Origin of the sequence: Nostoc foliaceum FACHB-393 (assembly GCF_014698505.1) — a bacterium.
In the GTDB taxonomy this organism is placed as follows: Bacteria; Cyanobacteriota; Cyanobacteriia; order Cyanobacteriales; family Nostocaceae; genus Nostoc; species Nostoc foliaceum_A.
This window is the reverse complement of sequence record NZ_JACJTD010000006.1, coordinates 198,209-215,526: the sequence shown is the minus strand read 5'-3', so window position 1 is coordinate 215,526 and position 17,318 is coordinate 198,209. Positions and strand designations below refer to the sequence as shown.

Annotated in this window: 17 protein-coding genes and 1 tRNA gene; 7 read left to right on the top strand and 11 right to left on the bottom strand. The window is 41.2% G+C overall.

Annotation, left to right across the window (positions count from 1 at the left end; genetic code table 11):
* Positions 1 to 1,557 (top strand): hybrid sensor histidine kinase/response regulator (locus H6G92_RS08255; RefSeq protein ID WP_190892696.1); only part of this gene is annotated, 1,557 nt, incomplete at its 5' end.
* On the opposite strand, the gene H6G92_RS39275 is transcribed toward H6G92_RS08255, so the two are convergent.
* On the bottom strand, positions 1,554 to 1,742 hold the full coding sequence (locus tag H6G92_RS39275) for a hypothetical protein (RefSeq protein ID WP_242059068.1): 189 nt from the start codon (positions 1,740 to 1,742) through the stop codon (positions 1,554 to 1,556). The two genes, H6G92_RS08255 and H6G92_RS39275, sit on opposite strands and share 4 nt — an antisense overlap.
* Between H6G92_RS39275 and H6G92_RS39270 the strand changes: the two genes are divergently transcribed.
* On the top strand, positions 1,732 to 1,893 hold the full coding sequence (locus H6G92_RS39270) for a hypothetical protein (RefSeq protein WP_242059067.1): 162 nt from the start codon (positions 1,732 to 1,734) through the stop codon (positions 1,891 to 1,893). The two genes, H6G92_RS39275 and H6G92_RS39270, sit on opposite strands and share 11 nt — an antisense overlap.
* 192 nt (positions 1,894 to 2,085) lie before the next feature.
* On the opposite strand, the gene H6G92_RS08245 is transcribed toward H6G92_RS39270, so the two are convergent.
* Positions 2,086 to 4,077 (bottom strand): zinc metalloprotease HtpX, encoded by a 1,992-nt coding sequence (locus H6G92_RS08245; protein ID WP_190892695.1) that lies wholly within the window; start codon positions 4,075 to 4,077, stop codon positions 2,086 to 2,088.
* Between the two features lie 411 nt (positions 4,078 to 4,488).
* Here H6G92_RS08245 and H6G92_RS08240 point away from each other — a divergent pair, with 411 nt between their 5' ends.
* Positions 4,489 to 5,796, top strand: a complete 1,308-nt coding sequence (locus H6G92_RS08240; protein ID WP_190892694.1) for a glutamate-5-semialdehyde dehydrogenase — start codon at positions 4,489 to 4,491, stop codon at positions 5,794 to 5,796.
* 63 nt (positions 5,797 to 5,859) lie between these two features.
* Here the strand turns inward: H6G92_RS08240 and H6G92_RS08235 are convergent, their stop codons facing one another.
* Complete coding sequence (locus H6G92_RS08235; RefSeq protein ID WP_190892692.1) at positions 5,860 to 6,369, bottom strand: GNAT family N-acetyltransferase; 510 nt, start codon at positions 6,367 to 6,369, stop codon at positions 5,860 to 5,862.
* A gap of 80 nt (positions 6,370 to 6,449) precedes the next feature.
* Entirely contained in the window at positions 6,450 to 7,865 is a 1,416-nt protein-coding gene (locus H6G92_RS08230; RefSeq protein WP_190892691.1) for an isochorismate synthase, read from the bottom strand.
* 311 nt (positions 7,866 to 8,176) lie between these two features.
* On the opposite strand from H6G92_RS08230, the gene menA reads away from it, so the two are divergent.
* From menA to H6G92_RS08215, 3 genes are read left to right on the top strand one after another with little or no spacing between them, the layout of a single operon-like run.
* Positions 8,177 to 9,073 carry a 2-carboxy-1,4-naphthoquinone phytyltransferase gene (gene menA / locus H6G92_RS08225; protein ID WP_190892690.1) on the top strand — a complete coding sequence of 299 codons (897 nt, stop codon included), beginning with the start codon at positions 8,177 to 8,179 and terminating at the stop codon, positions 9,071 to 9,073.
* 16 nt (positions 9,074 to 9,089) lie between these two features.
* On the top strand, positions 9,090 to 10,094 hold the full coding sequence (locus tag H6G92_RS08220) for an o-succinylbenzoate synthase (RefSeq protein WP_190892689.1): 1,005 nt from the start codon (positions 9,090 to 9,092) through the stop codon (positions 10,092 to 10,094).
* On the top strand, positions 10,079 to 11,464 hold the full coding sequence (locus H6G92_RS08215; RefSeq protein WP_190892688.1) for a 2-succinylbenzoate--CoA ligase: 1,386 nt from the start codon (positions 10,079 to 10,081) through the stop codon (positions 11,462 to 11,464). Before H6G92_RS08220 ends, H6G92_RS08215 begins: the two co-directional genes overlap by 16 nt.
* Here the strand turns inward: H6G92_RS08215 and H6G92_RS08210 are convergent.
* The 7 genes from H6G92_RS08210 to H6G92_RS08180 all read right to left on the bottom strand — a co-directional run bounded on the left by H6G92_RS08210 (position 11,457) and on the right by H6G92_RS08180 (position 17,170).
* The gene (locus H6G92_RS08210; RefSeq protein WP_190892687.1) at positions 11,457 to 11,903 is read right to left on the bottom strand and encodes an acyl-CoA thioesterase; all 447 of its coding nucleotides are present in this window, start codon (positions 11,901 to 11,903) and stop codon (positions 11,457 to 11,459) included. The genes H6G92_RS08215 and H6G92_RS08210 overlap by 8 nt on opposite strands.
* Before the next feature lie 181 nt (positions 11,904 to 12,084).
* The gene (locus tag H6G92_RS08205; protein ID WP_190892686.1) at positions 12,085 to 12,546 is read right to left on the bottom strand and encodes a type II toxin-antitoxin system VapC family toxin; all 462 of its coding nucleotides are present in this window, start codon (positions 12,544 to 12,546) and stop codon (positions 12,085 to 12,087) included.
* Positions 12,543 to 12,812 carry a hypothetical protein gene (locus H6G92_RS08200; RefSeq protein ID WP_099099929.1) on the bottom strand — a complete coding sequence of 90 codons (270 nt, stop codon included), beginning with the start codon at positions 12,810 to 12,812 and terminating at the stop codon, positions 12,543 to 12,545. The genes H6G92_RS08205 and H6G92_RS08200 overlap by 4 nt, the downstream gene beginning before the upstream one ends.
* A gap of 201 nt (positions 12,813 to 13,013) precedes the next feature.
* Entirely contained in the window at positions 13,014 to 13,787 is a 774-nt protein-coding gene (locus tag H6G92_RS08195) for a hypothetical protein (RefSeq protein ID WP_190892684.1), read from the bottom strand.
* A complete protein-coding gene (locus tag H6G92_RS08190; protein WP_206758839.1) occupies positions 13,754 to 15,574 on the bottom strand; it encodes a DEAD/DEAH box helicase in 1,821 nt (606 codons plus the stop codon). The genes H6G92_RS08195 and H6G92_RS08190 overlap by 34 nt, the downstream gene beginning before the upstream one ends.
* Positions 15,575 to 16,033: 459 nt before the next feature.
* Positions 16,034 to 16,118: transfer RNA gene (locus H6G92_RS08185), tRNA-Ser, on the bottom strand.
* 131 nt (positions 16,119 to 16,249) lie between these two features.
* Complete coding sequence (locus tag H6G92_RS08180; protein ID WP_190892679.1) at positions 16,250 to 17,170, bottom strand: TIGR04168 family protein; 921 nt, start codon at positions 17,168 to 17,170, stop codon at positions 16,250 to 16,252.
* Here H6G92_RS08180 and H6G92_RS08175 point away from each other — a divergent pair.
* Entirely contained in the window at positions 17,150 to 17,305 is a 156-nt protein-coding gene (locus H6G92_RS08175) for a hypothetical protein (RefSeq protein WP_181927937.1), read from the top strand. The genes H6G92_RS08180 and H6G92_RS08175 overlap by 21 nt on opposite strands.
* Positions 17,306 to 17,318 lie beyond the last annotated feature (13 nt).

Sequence of the window (17,318 nt, the reverse complement as noted above, 5' to 3'; positions counted from 1 at the left end):
GTAGATGTCGTTGAAAATAATTCGGCGGTCTTCAATAACCCAGTAATAGCTGCATCTGAACCGCATAAGGAAGCACTAGTACGAGAATGGCGACAACGCTATCCAATTCCTGTTGATGCTGATTATGCACCAGCAAAGGTTTTACGAACTGGTAAGTCGGAACTGGCTACAAACATTCTTGAGTCCTCATTACAGAGAAATACATCAAACGATGAATACCTCTTTCTGCTGCACCGACTCCAACTTAAGTCTCAGATGACCGTGCCATTGCTGGTACGTGAACGCAAGGTAGGGACAATTGTATTTGCGTCTGCACAACCAGGACGCTATTACACTGTTGTAGACCTAACAATGGCTGAAGAACTTGCCCAACGGGCAGCGTTCGCCATTGAAAATGCACACCTTTATCAGCAAGCCCAGGAAGCTAACCGAATTAAGGACGAATTTTTAGCGATCGTCTCTCACGAACTTCGGACACCTCTCAACTCTATGCTGGGTTGGGTTCAAATTATCCGTAATCGAAAATTGGACGAGGCAATTACCTTTAAGGCACTGGCGACAATCGAGCGGAATGCTCAACATCAGAGGAAACTGATTGAAGATATTCTGGATATTTCCCGCATTGTCCAAGGTAAAATTCGCCTAAATCTCCGTAAAGTTGACCTTGTATTTGTAATTAACGCGGCGATTGAAGCTATACATCCCACATCTGAGATTAAAGATGTTCAAATTGAGTCTAACCTTGATTCCTCAGTAAGTGAGGTTATGGGTGATGCAGAACGCCTCCAACAAGTCGTGTGGAATTTGCTCTCTAACGCCGTCAAGTTTACACCGAGTGGAGGGCGAGTTGAAGTATATCTAAAACAGGTAAACTCAAATGCCCAGATAACTATCTCTGATACAGGTAAGGGAATTGGTGCTGACTTTCTACCTTTTATATTTGAGCGCTTCCGTCAAGCTGATAGCACAACTACTAGAGCAGAGGGTGGTTTGGGGCTGGGACTGTCAATTGTGCGCTACTTAGTAGAAATGCACTCAGGCACAGTCCAAGCAGCTAGCGAAGGGGAAGGACGGGGAGCAACATTTACAGTGCTGTTGCCGATCATCAAATTGCAACAAGAGCAGCTAATTGAAGACAGTGAAGTAAAAGCCGATAACCTCTCAGCGCTGAGAAGCTTGCAAATACTCGTTGTAGATGATAATGCTGATACACGTGAGTTAGTTTCCTTTATTCTTCAACAATCTGGAGCACAGGTGACATCGGTCAGTTCTGTAGGTGAAGCTTTAGAAGCGCTGGTACGATTAGAACCGGATGTTTTAATCAGTGATATCGGAATGCCAGATGAAGATGGTTATGCCCTAATTCGCAAAGTGCGAATCAGGGAAGCACCCCAAGGAAAAAAAATTCCAGCTGTAGCACTGACGGCCTTTGCCAGAGATGAAGAGTGCCAGTTGGCTCTGCAAGCTGGATTCCACGTTTATCTATCCAAGCCAATCGAGCCAGATAAGTTGGTGACAGTGGTGGCGAACCTGGTTAAAGGCAACCAACAAGTTTAATGCACAAGTAAGCTTTCAGTAGCAAATGCGATCGCCAAACAAGCAAATGCGATCGCCAAACAAGCAAATGAGGTCGCCAAACAAGCAAATGCGATCGCCAAACAAGCAAATGCGATCGCCAAACAAGCAAATGCGATCGCCAAACAAGCAAATGCGATCGCCAAACAAGCAAATGTGATCGCCAAACAAGCAAATGCGATCGCCAAACAAGCAAATGCGATCGTCAAACAAGCAAATGCGATCTCCAAACAAGCAAATGCGATCGCCAAACAAGCAAATGCGATCGCGCAGCGTGCCGAAGGCAAGGAAGGAGGAAAATTACAGATACAAATATAGGCTCCTTACAGTTCAGATAAAACCAAAACACTTGTAGAGACGGCGATTTATCGCGTCTCGAAAACCCAAAATTTTATACCAGTAGCGCTTAACTGAACCGTAATAAAAAAAGGAGGCAGTTACTAACCACCTCCTAACAAATGAAAGCTTGGATGGACTGAGAAATGCTTTGACAGCAAGCTAGAAACTCAGCTAGCTGCTCAAAAACATAGTCAAGACCACTCCTAAGATAATTGATCCACCGCCAAGGATGAATGACCAGAAGCGGTGATAACTGTTGACAATGGTGCCATTTTCACTTTGGATTTGAATCAAATCCATCCAAGGTGCAACACCCCGACGGAACCAACCCACCGCCCCAACTTGTTCACCAATCAAGCTTTGGACTCGCTTCATCCCAAATAAGAAATTGCCAATGGGGCCAAAACGTGAAGCATAATGCAAATAAAGCATCCCGCTACGATCCTGAATTTTTAAATCGGAACCAAACTTATAACCAGCGTCGCCCCGACCAATTAGTTGACCTTCAAGTTTTGCAGGTTTTCCACGCAACGGACTGGCATAAGGATCTGACATCAGGGTGAGAATGTCAGTTTCCGGTGCTTGCTTGTAGTCGGGGAACATCACCAAGGCTTTAACCAGAATCCCCATCCCTAAACCAATAAGTGGCGCACCAAATGCTAATCCTGTGTTTGGGGAACTTGACCACAGAATCACACCCATTACTAAGCCAATAAAGAAACCTATAGTTTCAGCACCATACAGCACAACATCTAAAAAGAAGTTACCGTAAAGCCTACTTTTATTAAGACTTTTACCTTCGCCTACAACTCGCCCCATATCGAATTCAGTTGGTAAACCCAATTGTTCGGCATAGGTGCTTAATGCACGAACTCGTTTCCCTGTCAATGGATGAGTTGAATTTAACTCCATCCACCAGCCCCAAGGGTTAAACATATCCCACAAAAAGACGCGACCAATTTTTTGCGGATCGGATGCAATGCGGTAGGCGGTTCCTGTGGAAGCGGCGGCTTTATGGTCATAGATACCTAAGGCGCGAGTCCCTTCAATTAAACGGCTGGGTTCTTGTGTGCGTGAACCTTCTTCTAATATCCCGTAGGCAATCTTCACCAAAGCGCGGGATAATCCATTGGGATTACCTGTACTTTCGGCTGCAAAGTGGTCAGCAAAGTATTCCCGTGTCCGAGAGAGGTACAGCAGTAAATAAGTACCAATGATATAAAACACGTAGGCAACTAGACCAGCAGTTTGCATCGCATCTTTAATTTTGCTATCGCCACCACGCCCCAATCTTCTAGCTGTGCTGTAAATCAGGTAGCAAATTTGCACTAAGGTAGAAGCTACTGTCATCACTGCAAAGTCCCAGTGGACAATGTGCCCCAATTCATGAGCGTAGACGGTAGCAATTTCATCGTCATCCAGATAAGTGAAAAGTCCCTGACTGACTACTAAACGGGCGCTGTTAGGTAATGAACCATAAGTAAAAGCCGTGGGATTTTCGTCGTTAATGATTCCTAAACGGGGTGTTTTCAGCTTTTTCTGCTGACAGATTTGGTTAATAATTTTAGCTGTCTCTGGACTGAGGGTTTCAACTTCTGCTAACTCTACCCAGCGAGTTTGGTAAAGCCAGCCTTGGGTTAAGTCCATGATGAATGGAGACAGGAAAAAGGCGGCGATATTAAAAACTAGGGTAAAACCAATAGCGATCGCTAGCCCTTGGAGTGGATCGTCGCTACCCAAAATAAATACTAAGCTCAGACCTAAAGCCAAGACCATGCCAAACAGCAAGGTCATGGTGACACCAGAAGCTAACGCCAAACTACCACCCACACCCCCCATCGCTAATTTCATCCCAGTAGTCGCGGCGCGACCAGCTTTTTGGCTGGCGTTAGATTGGGTTGCTGGCGTTTGGCGGAAGGATTGACTAGCTTGTTCAGCCCAACTACGAGCCTGTGGATTTTCACTCATCATTAACTTTTGACACAGAATCTTGGCTTTTTCGATTTCGCCTGTAGCTTGATAGGCTTTCATCAGCCACATCTGTGCTGAAAGATAATCTGAGGAATCACGTTCAACGCAATCGCGGCAGAATTGTTCGAGTAATTCAACCGCTTCTTGATAACGTTTTTGTTTTAAGGCATCTAATCCAGATTGCAATGACATAGGATCTCCCTAGCAAAGGAGTGGTATTTGATCCATCAATACTCAATAGATCCAGCGATCGTCATCACAATTTCGTAAAAATTCAAATATCGGCAGTATAAATTAATTACTTAAGTAAAAGGCTAGAGAAACATAAATTACGATGTCTCTCTAGCCCCTGGTACGCATAAATCATTTTTAATGATTTCAAATAGACTCTGCAATAATACTTAGAATAATCTTTAAGATGTAAATTTACTATCTCTAATTTGCCAGTGTTCGATAATCACAGAATAAATGTTTTGAACCAAGTCTTGCTTCACCCGATCAGAGTAATTATTGATTACCCAGATGGTTCACCCGATTGGAGGAAGACGATAAGCAATGGTGAACTCACATTGATAAGATGAAGAAAAGGTAAAGATTTGTGCTATGACTATTCTTAACATTGCTTCTCCCCTAATTGCGATCGCAGGGCAAACCCGCCAAGCTGCAAGTAAGCTAGCGATTCTCTCTACTGAGGCAAAAAATCAAGCCCTTGTTGCGATCGCTCAAGCTTTAGAATCAGCTAGAGATGAAATTTTACAAGCAAATGTTGCTGATTGTGAAGCTGCTACTTCTGAAGGTATTCCCCAACCACTTTATAAGCGCTTGCAGTTAGATGAACATAAATTAAGAGATGCGATCGCTGGGGTACGAGATGTTGGTAAGCTAGCTGATCCAGTTGGGAAAGTGCAGATTCACCGCGAACTTGATACTGGCTTAGTTCTCAAGCGGATAACTTGTCCTCTAGGCGTTTTGGGGATTATTTTTGAAGCGCGTCCAGAGGCGGCGATTCAAATTGTTTCCTTGGCTATCAAATCGGGAAATGGTGTGATTCTCAAATGTGGAAAGGAAGCGGTACGTTCTTGTGAAGCAATCGTTAAAGCAATTAAGCAAGGATTATCTCAAACTGCTGTTAACCCTGATGCGGTGCAGTTGTTGACAACTAGAGAAGAAACTCTAGAACTTTTGAAGTTAGATAAATATGTAGATTTAATTATTCCTAGAGGTTCTAATTCCTTTGTGCAGTTTGTCCAAGAAAATACACGCATTCCGGTACTAGGTCATGCTGATGGAATTTGTCATCTTTATATAGATAAAGCTGCTGATATTTCTAAAGCAGTTCCAATTACCGTCGATGCGAAAGCGCAATATCCTGCTGTTTGTAATGCAATTGAAACTTTGCTAGTTCACCAATCAATTGCTACAGAATTTTTACCAAAAGTTGCTGAGGCTTTGCAAGAACGCCATGTGGAATTAAGGGGTGATAAACGCACCTTAGAAATTTTGCCTAATATCGTAGCTGCAACAGAAATAGACTGGGAAACAGAATACAGCGATTTTATTTTGTCGATAAAGATTGTAGACTCTATAGAAGGTGCGATCGCTCATATTAACGAATATGGTTCTCGTCATACTGACGCGATTATCTCTGAAGATTCAGCATCTGTTGAAACTTTTTTTGGATTGGTAAATTCAGCCAATATATTCCACAATTGTTCTACCCGCTTTGCTGATGGTTTCCGTTATGGTTTCGGTGCAGAAGTAGGGATTAGTACGCAACAAATGCCTCCCCGTGGCCCCGTTGGTTTAGAAGGATTAATCACATACAAATATCAAATGACTGGCAATGGTCATATTGTAGCTACTTACGCTGGAGCCAATGCTAAAGCTTTTACTCATGAGGATTTAGTGTAAGATATCATCAAAAGTATATGCTCTAGTAACGCTATAAATACACCGGATAAATCGGTGTATTTTTTATGTTAATAGTTTATCTGAGTTGTCAAAAGTTTTAATTGGGCCATGCCATCGCTCATCATTTAAGAAAACCTCTTTAAAAGCTCCATTAGTGTATTGACTAATGACCTTGCTCCAAAAAGCTTGTGCGCCTAAGTTCAAAGCTGTCTGCCGTACTTCCCAATTGCCAGGAAACTGATCAAAAATGTGAGTAGCTACCTGTTTACCAATATCCTGACTTCGATACTTCTTGAAGATAAAGAACTCAGCAATAGACATAGCATCGTTATCTTGATGAAGGTAGGTGTGCTGATTAACAAGTACAAACCCTGCCAGTTTCTCATCAACTTTAACCAGAAATGGGTGTCGCTCAGGTTCTGTCCAATAGTAATCAAGATATCTATAGCCAAACAAGCCGCAATCATCTACATCTTTAGCTTCTATCTCACTCAAATCATATTGGTATAGTTCTATTAAATTACACAGCACTGACTTCTGTTGTTGAGTAGCTTTAACCACTTCAATTTTCATAAAGCATTTACAATACTAGAATTACAATATATGCTTTCATGCAGAGAAATCTTTGGATGTTTTGTAATTTGCAAGTCTCTTTAAACTAACGCTTTCAGTAAAGCCTGAAGTTTCAGTTGCACCTCTGCAAACTCCTTATCAGGATCAGAACCAGCTACGATACCAGCACCAGCATACAATCTCGCGCGATCGCCATCAATCAATGCTGAACGAATTCCCACAATAAACTCGCAGTTTCCCTCAGAGTCTATCCAACCCAGAGGCGCAGCATATAAACCCCTTTCAAAGTTTTCATAACGCCGAATTTCTGCACAGGCCACATCTCGTGATGCACCCGCAACGGCTGGTGTAGGATGCAATTGTCCAACAATCTTTAATGGGTGTATATTAGCGGGAACCATAGCACTTATTGGTGTCCATAAATGCTGGATATTAGATAATTGTCGCAGCCTTGGTGCTAATATTTGGGGTAACAAACCTAGTTGACATAGGCGTTGTGTAATGAAATCAAGTACTAGCGAATGTTCGTGCTTTTCTTTTTCACTATTGAGTAAGCGATTAGCATTAGCTGCATCTTCAGCAGGGGTTTTACCTCGTGGTGCAGAACCAGCCAAAGCATCAGTGATTAACTGTTGATTATTAATACTAATTAATCTTTCTGGACTTGCACCAATAAAGTTTTGACCTTTGCCATTACTTGTAGAAAAAATATAACAATTAGGATGTATATGCCTAAGATTATTTAAGGATTTAACTAAGTCAAAGTGGTTGCTTGACTTGACATCTAATATATCTGCTAAGACAATTTTACTTAAATGACTAGACCGAATTTTTTCCAAAACAGATGCTACTGAACGTTTAAACTGAGTAGCATTCGTGACAGATTTTTTGTAGAAGTTTGCCTGAAAATAATCAATATTAGGAGAATAATATTCTAAAGATTGGATAAAATCAATTTTATGTTGCAAATTTTCCAACAATCTTTGAATATTTGCATCTTCATTGATAATTATATTTGTTACTAATATACAACGCTGATTTTTCACAGCTACTTGCCAACGTGGAAGAAAGATGGTAGCTGATGGAAATGGATAATCTACCTGGGCATTTTTATCAAAAAAGCTGAAATAACAAAAAAAGTGAGGCCCAGAAAAAGGTTGATTAGTGTTACCAAAATTAATTATATTTTTTAGACAAGATTTGATAAAATGTTCAGCTTGAGTAAAACGATCTGCACCATCAATCTGTAATTTTGCTACAGAATCAATTGCTGCGATCGCTTCTCCTTTACCTTTATCCTCAAAGTAAAAATTTATTTCATTTGCTTGTGTAAGTTTATCCAATACAAGTAAAGGGTCAACTAAATCGATCTCCTGAGAGATACTGACAATTTGCCTGCAATTATTTTTGACGCACTTTTCTTGCACTGCTACCAAAAATTGATATAAATCTTTGTGCTCTACAAAGAGGTTGCTACGACATGGTGAAACTGTCATGGATCTATAGTAAATTTTTTTTAAGTTAACTTCCTAAAGTGTAATTAATCGTGGTCGTATTTCTACAGGTAACATATTAAGTTGTCATTTCACCAGCGTAGGATTTGCCTTGTTTGTGGTGTTCCTAGACCCTGACAAGCCATTTCCAGCCTTGGGCTGCAACGTAAGCGAGGGTGGAGTGTTAACAACACAAGGTTAACGAGCCACAGTAAAAGTGACAGTTGTTTTTAGCTAATGAATATCTAGCGTCTCTTTAAATTATAAAATCTCAAGTGTGAGTAATATTCCGGCAATTTAATTAATCACGACTGATGACTACCAAGCAGATTTTATATCCCAACACTAAGTTATGGATGGCAGCGATTAAACCGCCAATGTACAGCGTTGCCATTATGCCCATTTGGGTAGGAACAGCAGTAGCATTTGCCGAAACTAAAATTTTTAATGGTGCAGTATTTTCTACTTTTGTAGCTGCTGCAATCTTAATTCTTGCCTGGGAAAATATCAGTAATGATGTCTTTGATTCCGAAACAGGGATTGATCAAAACAAGCATCATTCTTTGGTGAACTTAACAGGCAATAAGCTATTAATATTTTGGTTAGGAAATTTGTGTTTAAGTTTGGGGTTGCTGGGCATACTAGCGATCGCATTTTGGCAACATGACCTAACTGTTATCGCCATAATACTGCTGTGCTGCGGTCTGGGCTATATGTACCAAGGGCCTCCCTTTCGCTTAGGATATCAGGGTTTAGGCGAGATTCTTTGCTTTTTTGCCTTTGGCCCCTTAGCAGTGGAAGCAGCATACTATAGCCAAACCCAAACTTGGTCAATGACAAGTTTAGCAGCCTCAGTGATTGTCGGGATTGCCACAACTTTAATTTTATTTTGCTCACATTTTCACCAAGTTAAAGATGACATAGCCGCAGGGAAGCGATCGCCTATCGTCCGTCTAGGAACAGCAAAAGGGGCCCAACTCCTAGTTTGGTTTACTGCTAGCATTTATCCTCTCACCTTGCTGTTTGTGCTATTGGAGATTTCTCCAGCTTGGACATTACTGAGTTGGGTAAGTTTACCCTTCGCTGTCAAATTATGTCGCCACGTCCAAGAAAATCACAACCAGCCGGACAAAGTTAGTAACTGTAAATTCATCGCTGTAGCCGTGCATTTCTGGGCTTGCTTGCTGTTTGGACTGGGATTTATGCTTTAGCAATTACTAATTATTGATGCGTTATCAATTTAAATTTCGTCCATATCAGCGAAAGTTTTTGCGATCGCTTACCACCAATCATGGTAAGTGGGATACTCGTGAAGGTATTATCCTTCGCCTTACCGATGAATCAGGTAAAGTTGGCTGGGGAGAAATTGCCCCCATTAGCTGGTTCGGTTCCGAAACCCTAGAACAAGCCTTAGATTTTTGTCGCCAACTCCCGGAAGAAATCACAGATGAGATAATTTTCTCCATCCCAGATGAGTTACCTGCTTGTCAATTTGGCTTTGAGTCAGCTTGTGAGATGGGGAGTGTGGGAGATGAAGGAGATAATTTTATAACTCCTAACTCCTCACTCCTAATTCCTAATTCACTCTTTTACAGTGCCTTATTACCAGCCGGGGAAGCGGCTTTAAATCAATGGGAAACGTTGTGGAAGCAGGGATATCGCACGTTTAAGTGGAAAATTGGTGTCTATGCGATCGCTAATGAACTAGAAATTTTTGAATCACTGATACAAACCTTACCAGCCTTTACCAAACTGCGATTAGATGCCAACGGTGGACTCAGCTATGAAGAAGCTAACTTATGGCTGCGGACTTGCGACAATCTCAAGGCAAATCCAGAAGTACCCATAGAAATTGAATTTATCGAACAACCGCTACCCGTTGAGCAATTTCAGCAGATGTTGGAATTGAGTACGAGTTATGAAACTGCGATCGCTTTAGATGAATCTGTCGCCACACTTGGACAACTCGCCGCCTGTCATCAACAAGGTTGGCGAGGGATTTTTGTGATCAAGCCTGGGATAGTCGGATCGCCATCTCGTCTGAGAAAGTTTTGCCACCAGCATCAAATTGATACTGTATTTTCATCAGTATTTGAAACTGCGATCGCTAGACTTGCAGCACTCCAACTAGCAGCCGAATTATCCCGAAATAAGAGGGCAATTGGTTTTGGCATCGACCATTTTTTTGAACAAGAAGAAACGTGGTTTCAATCTTTATGGAACGACCTTTAGACTATCTTAATAACCTGGCTCAAAATGATTGGTTTATCGGTTATAACAGCCGTCAATTTAATCAAATAGCTCAAGAATTATATTTAGAACTAACACAAATATCAGCGTGTAGAACACCACCAAAAATCATCTTAGCCGAACGCGAACCATTACGATTTTTAGCAAGTTTTATTGCTGCTTGTGCAGCTAATTGTCCAGTTTTTCTTTGTAACCCCGATTGGGGAACACAAGAATGGCAACAAGTCTTTGATTTAGTACAGCCAGATATTATTTTGGGAATGGGGAATGGGGAATGGGGCATGGGGAATGGGCATAATAATAGCCAATGCTTAATTTCCAATAGCATTATGATTCCCACAGGTGGTTCATCAGGACAAATTAAATTTGCCATTCACACTTGGGACACTCTCATAGCATCGGTACAAGGATTTACAGAATACTTTCAAATCAAACAAGTCAATTCATTTTGCGTGTTACCGCTATATCACGTTAGCGGTTTAATGCAATTTATGCGTTCTTTCACCACCGCAGGTAAACTAGCTATTCAACCATTTAAAGCAGTAGAATCCGGTCAAATATTCAATATTAAACAATCAGAATTTTTCACATCTTTAGTACCAACACAGTTACAACGCCTTCTGCAAAATCCAGAATTAACTGAATGGCTATCCCAATTTAATACTGTACTTTTAGGAGGTGCGCCAGCATGGAACGAACTACTAGAAAAAGCCAGATTTCACCGCATCCGGTTAGCGCCTACTTATGGTATGACAGAAACTGCCTCTCAAATTGCCACCCTCAAACCAGACGATTTTCTCAGTGGTAAAATTAGCAGTGGTCAAATTCTTCCCCATGCCAAAGTAAGTATTCGCAATCAGCAATGCGAAATTTTAAATTCCAATCAAATCGGAAATATCATCATTTATGCTCAATCTTTAGCCCTTGGTTACTATCCTCAAACTAGAGAAAACCAAACTGATTTCCAAGTAGATGATTTAGGTTTTTTAGACGAACAAGGTCATTTAAATATTGTCGGACGTAACAGTGACAAAATTATTACAGGTGGCGAAAATATTTACCCAGCAGAGATTGAATCAGCTATACAAGCCACTCAAATGGTTGCCGATATTTGTGTTATCGGCATTCCCGATAAACACTGGGGACAAGCTTTAACAGCGATTTACATTCCCAAAAAATCAGATATCTCTGCCTTAAAAATCCAAACACTACTCAAAGACAAACTCAGCAAATTTAAAATCCCTAAATATTGGATTCCCCAGCAAAACTTACCCCGCAACTCCCAAGGTAAAATTAACCGCCAACAGCTACAACAAATAGCCACAGAATTCCTCCAAAATTCCATCACATAATCTCTCTCGACCTTCTTCTCTCTGCGTCCTCTGCGTCTCTGCGGTTCGTCTCCAACCACTGAACTATCTCATCAGGTAATTCCTGCTTACTTCTACTACTCACATCAATACAAACATGACGAGTAATAGCCTTAGCAACTATCACTTCACCCACAGTAATTTCATAAGTAATTTCAAACTTCTCAACACCTATTTTTTGGGGAATTAAGCTAATCAGTAACTTGTCCCCACCAAACATAGGGCGCAAAAAATCGACACTAGCATGAACAATGGGAAAAGCTACAGAAGGATTAGTAAAAAAATCTTTGAGATTAATACTTGATGCTTCTAAAGATTCTTCATAAGCTTCATGGCAAATACCCAAAACATTAGCAAAATAAACTACCCCAGCAGCATCAGTATCTTGAAAGCGAACCGTGCGGTTATAAGTAAAAGGCATTTTTGACAATTGAATATTAAAAAACAGCAGGTTTATACCCTGCTTTACAAACTAATTTTATTGCAACTAAGATAAGTCGGCGATCAAAATTTAATTTCCCCAATTCTGAGTTATGTATCGATTTGTTTAGCCTCATCCAATGCTTTGGGGTTGAATATATGGTGAGGAAAGGCGATCGCTTCTACATTGACTCCAACGCCGGAACCTCAAAGTCATTAAACGAGGAAACATTGTAAGACGAAGTGGCTAAAGCCTTGACCAGCTTACCGTCGAGGGTCAGCAAAGTAGCACCTACCTGCTGTGAAAGTGCAACATAAGAGCCATCGTAGGCGGAAATTCCATAATTTAATGCGATCGCAACAGCATCCGCCATCAAATCAGCCGTGGAGACAACACGTAAAGGGAAGTTTTTGAGAGTTGCTAAATCTGCTGGCACATCATCAACAGCATAAAGTCTGGCGCGGACATACTTCCAAATGATGTTGCCACACTCAATGTAAAACAGGTCTGGGACAAAGATCGCAGTTTGGGGATTGACAAGATGAGCAAACAGTTGATTAACTTTTGGAGTTAGTGGATCGTCTGGTATAAATTGCTTAATAGCTACACTTGCGTCTACAACACACCTGAGAGGGATAGTCATCTGTCTCGGTCTTCTCTGATTAACGCAGTACTATCAGGCCATTCCACATCAGTCTGGCGACTCTCACGACGAAGGCGAATTTCCTCTAAGAGTTTTGGGACATTTTTTCGTCTTTCGTCCTCAGTTAACTGTGTTTTTGTCTTCTGCAAAGCGTTCTGCAATATTGTAATAACTTGAGCATCAACTGAGCTATTTTCAGCTTTAGCTAACTCTTGCAGTTGTTCGTACAACTCATCTGGTATGTTTAGCGTATTAAGGGTAGCCATTGATTGAACTCCCAAAAGAATTTATTTATTGGTAATGGTAGCATGATGAGAGTTTGAGGAGATCGCCTATAGTCTGAGTTACCCTTTAACAAATTGCTATACATCTTAGATAACTTGGCTTCTGAGATTTCTATAATTAGCTATGTATCTTGAAATCCTAAAAGATAACACTCGTACAACGTTAGTAACTAAACATAACTATCAGTGCGAATCCTGATCGAGTGATTTGCCAATCAGACTGTAAAGTTCTCGTAATTGCTCAGAGTCTAAAGCTTGAATTAGCTCCTCTGCTGCTTTCTTAGAGTTATGACGAGGTATATTAAGCCATAATCCGCCCCTGAAAGTAGCAGATGGTACTTCTTCTAGCCAGTGTTTAGCCACTCTGCGTCCCTCTTCTGTGATTTGATAATAATAACCAGGTTTGTTACCTGGTAATGCTTCAATCCAACCCAGCTTGTGCCACCGTTGACGCCAGACATGTGCATTTTTGAGTGCAAGTTGTAATACTTCACTAATTTTCCCTGCATTGAGTGGCTGATTATCTGGACAAGCTTGAACTACCTGAGAAAACCTTTGTAAATACCCTTTTGGATTTCCTCCTTGCTTGAGTGGTAATTTTTCTAGCTCAAAAGTTTTTTCATCAGATAATTCTAATTCGCTAATAAGTTTGTCAATATCTAATGGTTCACAACCCAAACCAAAAGGCGGCTGTGCTTTGCATAATTCCTCATAGCTTTTGAAAGGCTTCCCATGTTCATCAACTAATTGCTGATAACCATCGTATTCCTTCATCAAGTCACGCCATGCTTTTAACTGTTGAGCATTAAATACAGCGTCATGTATAACTGCTTGCATCTCTAATTTGACAGCAATTGCCCAAGGTCGTGAACCAGGTAGTGCGTTTAAATCTCCAGCATTTCCTAAAGTTTCTATGTGAGCCTTTAATCGGTCATTGGATAGTTGTTTTGTAGCCATGCCCACACCCGTCCTAATTCCTCAAGTGTCATTGCTTTACGAGACTTGCCAAAATATTTGACAATCTCCCCATTTATAGTTTTAAAGTCTAGTTTATTTTTCCTTGCATAGCTGCGGCCATATTTCTCAATGTTGTCCCGCATAATATCTATTTCTTCACTGACAGTTAAAGATTCTTGTGGAGTACTTTCTATATTGTCAAAATCCTTCTGTATTAACCGCAAATTATAAGTCTCTATAAAATGTTTTAAATTAATTGTGCTACTACTAATTCCAAATAACTGTGCAGTGGATTGAATTATTTCTGTCTCTAAATAATCAACAGATTCTCCAGTACTTAAGTCAGATGCACTTAAGCGGGTCAAGCTTGAAGTTAATGGAATAATGGAATAATTGCGTTGCAAATTCCTATTTTCTTCATTGCTGCCATTGCCAGCACCAGAATTTTTGATTTCGTTTTGCTCTTTTTCTTTTAAAACAACCTCTTGCTCTGTAATAATTGTCTCTACGCACTGACGAGCTAACTGATCATCGGGAATAAAAATTAATCCGAAATTTTTTAAGTCTCCTGCTTTTCTGTCAACTCTAGCCGCTCTTGCCCATGATTGTTCCAGCCAAGGTACACTTCTTATATGAGTTAAGCAAGCAACGTGGGTAATAGCTGGAACATCAAGCCCTTCGTATGCCATTGCCACTGTTACTAAAACATCAACTGCTTTTGCATCTCTTGGTTGATAGTCTTTCTTGAATTTTTTAATTGCAGATTGTGCTTCTTTTGATTCATCACTTGTTGCTTTAACAGCTGTATTAATTCCTAGCTCTTTCAACCAGTCGAGATATTGGTTAGCTGTTGAAATTGATGGTGCAAGTACAAGTAACTTTGAGCGAAGGTTATTTATTTTATATTGTTTCCAATTATCAACACAGTTTTTTAATAACTGACGAGCATATCCTGTACTAAGCGCTGTTTGAAGTGCTATGCTTCTATAATCTCCAGCTTCTGCAAAACTTTCTACTGAACATTTCTGTCCTGTTTCATCAATCCACTCAGCCTCTCCATCTCCCCACTCAAAATGAAGAGGAACTATAGCACGTTCTCTAAGAGCTTGACTGCGTGTATATCGAAGAACTGTTGTATGTTCATTGCTAGACAGATTAGGAGTAAGACCAGCAGGAGTTTGTTTGTATGGCATAAAAGCAATTTGCTTACGATCTCCACGCACATGGGTTCCTGTTACGAGAATTAGCAAAACTGCTTCATCTACTAATGGTTGTAAGACACGATGCCAAATTCCCCCCTCTTCAACATGATGAAACTCATCCAACACGAGGATGTAGCGCTTGCGTCGAAACTCTTGAGCATGAAGATCGGGGTTAGCTGCTATTGCTTGGTAGGTAGCTACATAGCCTGACATTCCCTTGCATGGGTTAGGCTCGTTATTATTAGCCATCACTCTGTGTTGATGCCCTAAGTGTTGTTTAAAAAAAGCATCGTCAAAATTTTCTTCTCCTTGCCTTTGTAAATTTCGTCTTGGGACTATCCAACATATTGCATCAGCGATAGTTCCATGAAAGCCTCCCTGAACAGGCTTATTTGAAATTAGTTGCGCGGCACCAATTACTGGAATTAAGCTTTTACCACCCCCTGGCGTAACCAACATGAGAATTTTTTTGATAGGCTGTTTTGCCTTGATAAGTTTACATATTTCTAGAAACTCGGCTTGATGTTTTCTTAGATTTAGTTGCTGGCTTAGATTTAGCTGCTGATGGGAAGGTTCTGAAAACAAGTCGAGTTGCTTGGCAGTTGTCATTTTTCTATTCTCTTGTGCGGTTTTTATGTAATGGCATTGAGGACATAATCCCTGCATTTCATGAACATTTGTTCGGTGAGTTTCTGCCCACCGAACAATATGATCTGCATGCCAATTTGAAGGCATATCGCACCCGCACAGTTGACACTTTCCATCAGCCGCATACCAGAGGCTGGCGCGTAGTCGTTTCGACCGGAGGAAACGACTATCTTTTACCATCTACAAATTCCTCCAGTAGTTAACTTATATAGGCTATAATAGTACAAACGTTCTGCAAATGTTTCTATTCTGAGCCAGTTACTTCTAGAAAGTCCAATTTAGGGGACGATTACCAACTAGCTGTTAATTTAGCAGAATATTGCTCAGTATGTTTACTGTGCAATCAATATTTCACATCTTACTGAACAAGGAATAATCTAGATTTAATTCCTAAAACGGAGAGGGGGAGATTCGAACTCCCGGAGGTTTTAGCCTCATCCGATTTCAAGTCGGACGCAATCGACCACTCTGCCACCTCTCCAGTAAATCTGTCAAACTTGTGTTTATCCTAGTTTCAGACGCTATTCAGGCGCTTTTGTTGGTTAGCACTAAACTTGACAGATCATACTATACCTTATTATCTACGCAGATTGCACTACTGGATGCGAATGTCTACGACACAATCCGCGATCGCTCATACAAAATTTCCTCCTCAGCCACCTGGAAGTCATTCCCCACCCAAACTAGGGAAACTTGTGAAACCACACCCGCCTCTAGGGTGACAATGGAAAAATTACGCAGCTTCTCGCCGTCATTTTCCACAATCCTGGGGACACTAGCCGCATTTAAGTAAATTGTCCCCTCTGGACTTCTAAAGATGGGTTTGCGCTGCACCTTTTTGGTATGGCGTAAATCTCGGTGCATGTGACCAAATGTCACCAGAGGAATGGTTTTACCAGCAGTCAAGGCTTGAGAAATCGCCTCGCCCAAATCTGGATCGCCAAAGTCGCCGCCAATTGGATGCCAGTCTTTGCCGCAGGGGTCTTCGGGGCGATCGCCTAACCCACTAGGGCCATTGTGACCCAAAAATATAATTGTCTCGTAAGCGGCGCTTTTAACTGCTTTGAAGATGAGATCGGCGGATTCTTCCAAACTCGTCACACCGTAACGTTCTTTACAGATTTCCGCGAATTTCCACTCTGGGCCACCCCAAGTAAAGGGACGACCCCCCACTACAGTTAAATTCCAAGCGGGAAAATCCAACTTACCGTAACCAACATGGGACGGGCCTAATAAATCGAGTTGTTCCTGTACCCAGTCTTCCTTAGAGCGGTCATAAGGAGCCTTTTTGCGTCCCCATTCGGTGGCGGTGTACCAGGCATCGTGGTTGCCCATTACGGCTGCTTTGGGAATATCGAGAGATGCGATCGCTCTGACCACTTCCACCGATTCATTGCCAAAATCCCCGACAAACAGCGCTAAGTCAACACCCAGATGCTTGAGTGCAATACCATCTTCCACTTCCCATTGGTCGTGAACATCTCCAATTACAGCAATTTTGAGGGTTATCGATTGAGTTTTCTGACTGGTCATGCCACTTTCCTTGCCGTCTATCTCCAGGATATGAAACTCAGCCGGATTTGGACACAACCCCAAAATATCAACCGTCCACTATTTTTGGTAAAAACTACTATAATTGATTCCACAGGACATAAATTTGCAATTTAAAGCACCCCTAAAC

Bases quoted from the DNA above. Each gene is read 5' to 3' on its own strand.
- H6G92_RS08245 (WP_190892695.1), bottom strand. From the start codon at position 4,077: ATGTCATTGCAATCTGGATTAGATGCCTTAAAACAAAAACGTTATCAA.
- H6G92_RS08210 (WP_190892687.1), bottom strand. From the start codon at position 11,903: ATGCCTTTTACTTATAACCGCACGGTTCGCTTTCAAGATACTGATGCT.
- H6G92_RS08240 (WP_190892694.1), top strand. From the start codon at position 4,489: ATGACTATTCTTAACATTGCTTCTCCCCTAATTGCGATCGCAGGGCAA.
- H6G92_RS08215 (WP_190892688.1), top strand. From the start codon at position 10,079: ATGGAACGACCTTTAGACTATCTTAATAACCTGGCTCAAAATGATTGG.
- H6G92_RS08180 (WP_190892679.1), bottom strand. From the start codon at position 17,170: ATGACCAGTCAGAAAACTCAATCGATAACCCTCAAAATTGCTGTAATT.
- menA (WP_190892690.1), top strand. From the start codon at position 8,177: ATGACTACCAAGCAGATTTTATATCCCAACACTAAGTTATGGATGGCA.
- H6G92_RS08195 (WP_190892684.1), bottom strand. From the start codon at position 13,787: ATGGCTACAAAACAACTATCCAATGACCGATTAAAGGCTCACATAGAA.
- H6G92_RS08220 (WP_190892689.1), top strand. From the start codon at position 9,090: ATGCGTTATCAATTTAAATTTCGTCCATATCAGCGAAAGTTTTTGCGA.
- H6G92_RS08205 (WP_190892686.1), bottom strand. From the start codon at position 12,546: ATGACTATCCCTCTCAGGTGTGTTGTAGACGCAAGTGTAGCTATTAAG.
- H6G92_RS08235 (WP_190892692.1), bottom strand. From the start codon at position 6,369: ATGAAAATTGAAGTGGTTAAAGCTACTCAACAACAGAAGTCAGTGCTG.
- H6G92_RS08200 (WP_099099929.1), bottom strand. From the start codon at position 12,812: ATGGCTACCCTTAATACGCTAAACATACCAGATGAGTTGTACGAACAA.
- H6G92_RS08230 (WP_190892691.1), bottom strand. From the start codon at position 7,865: ATGACAGTTTCACCATGTCGTAGCAACCTCTTTGTAGAGCACAAAGAT.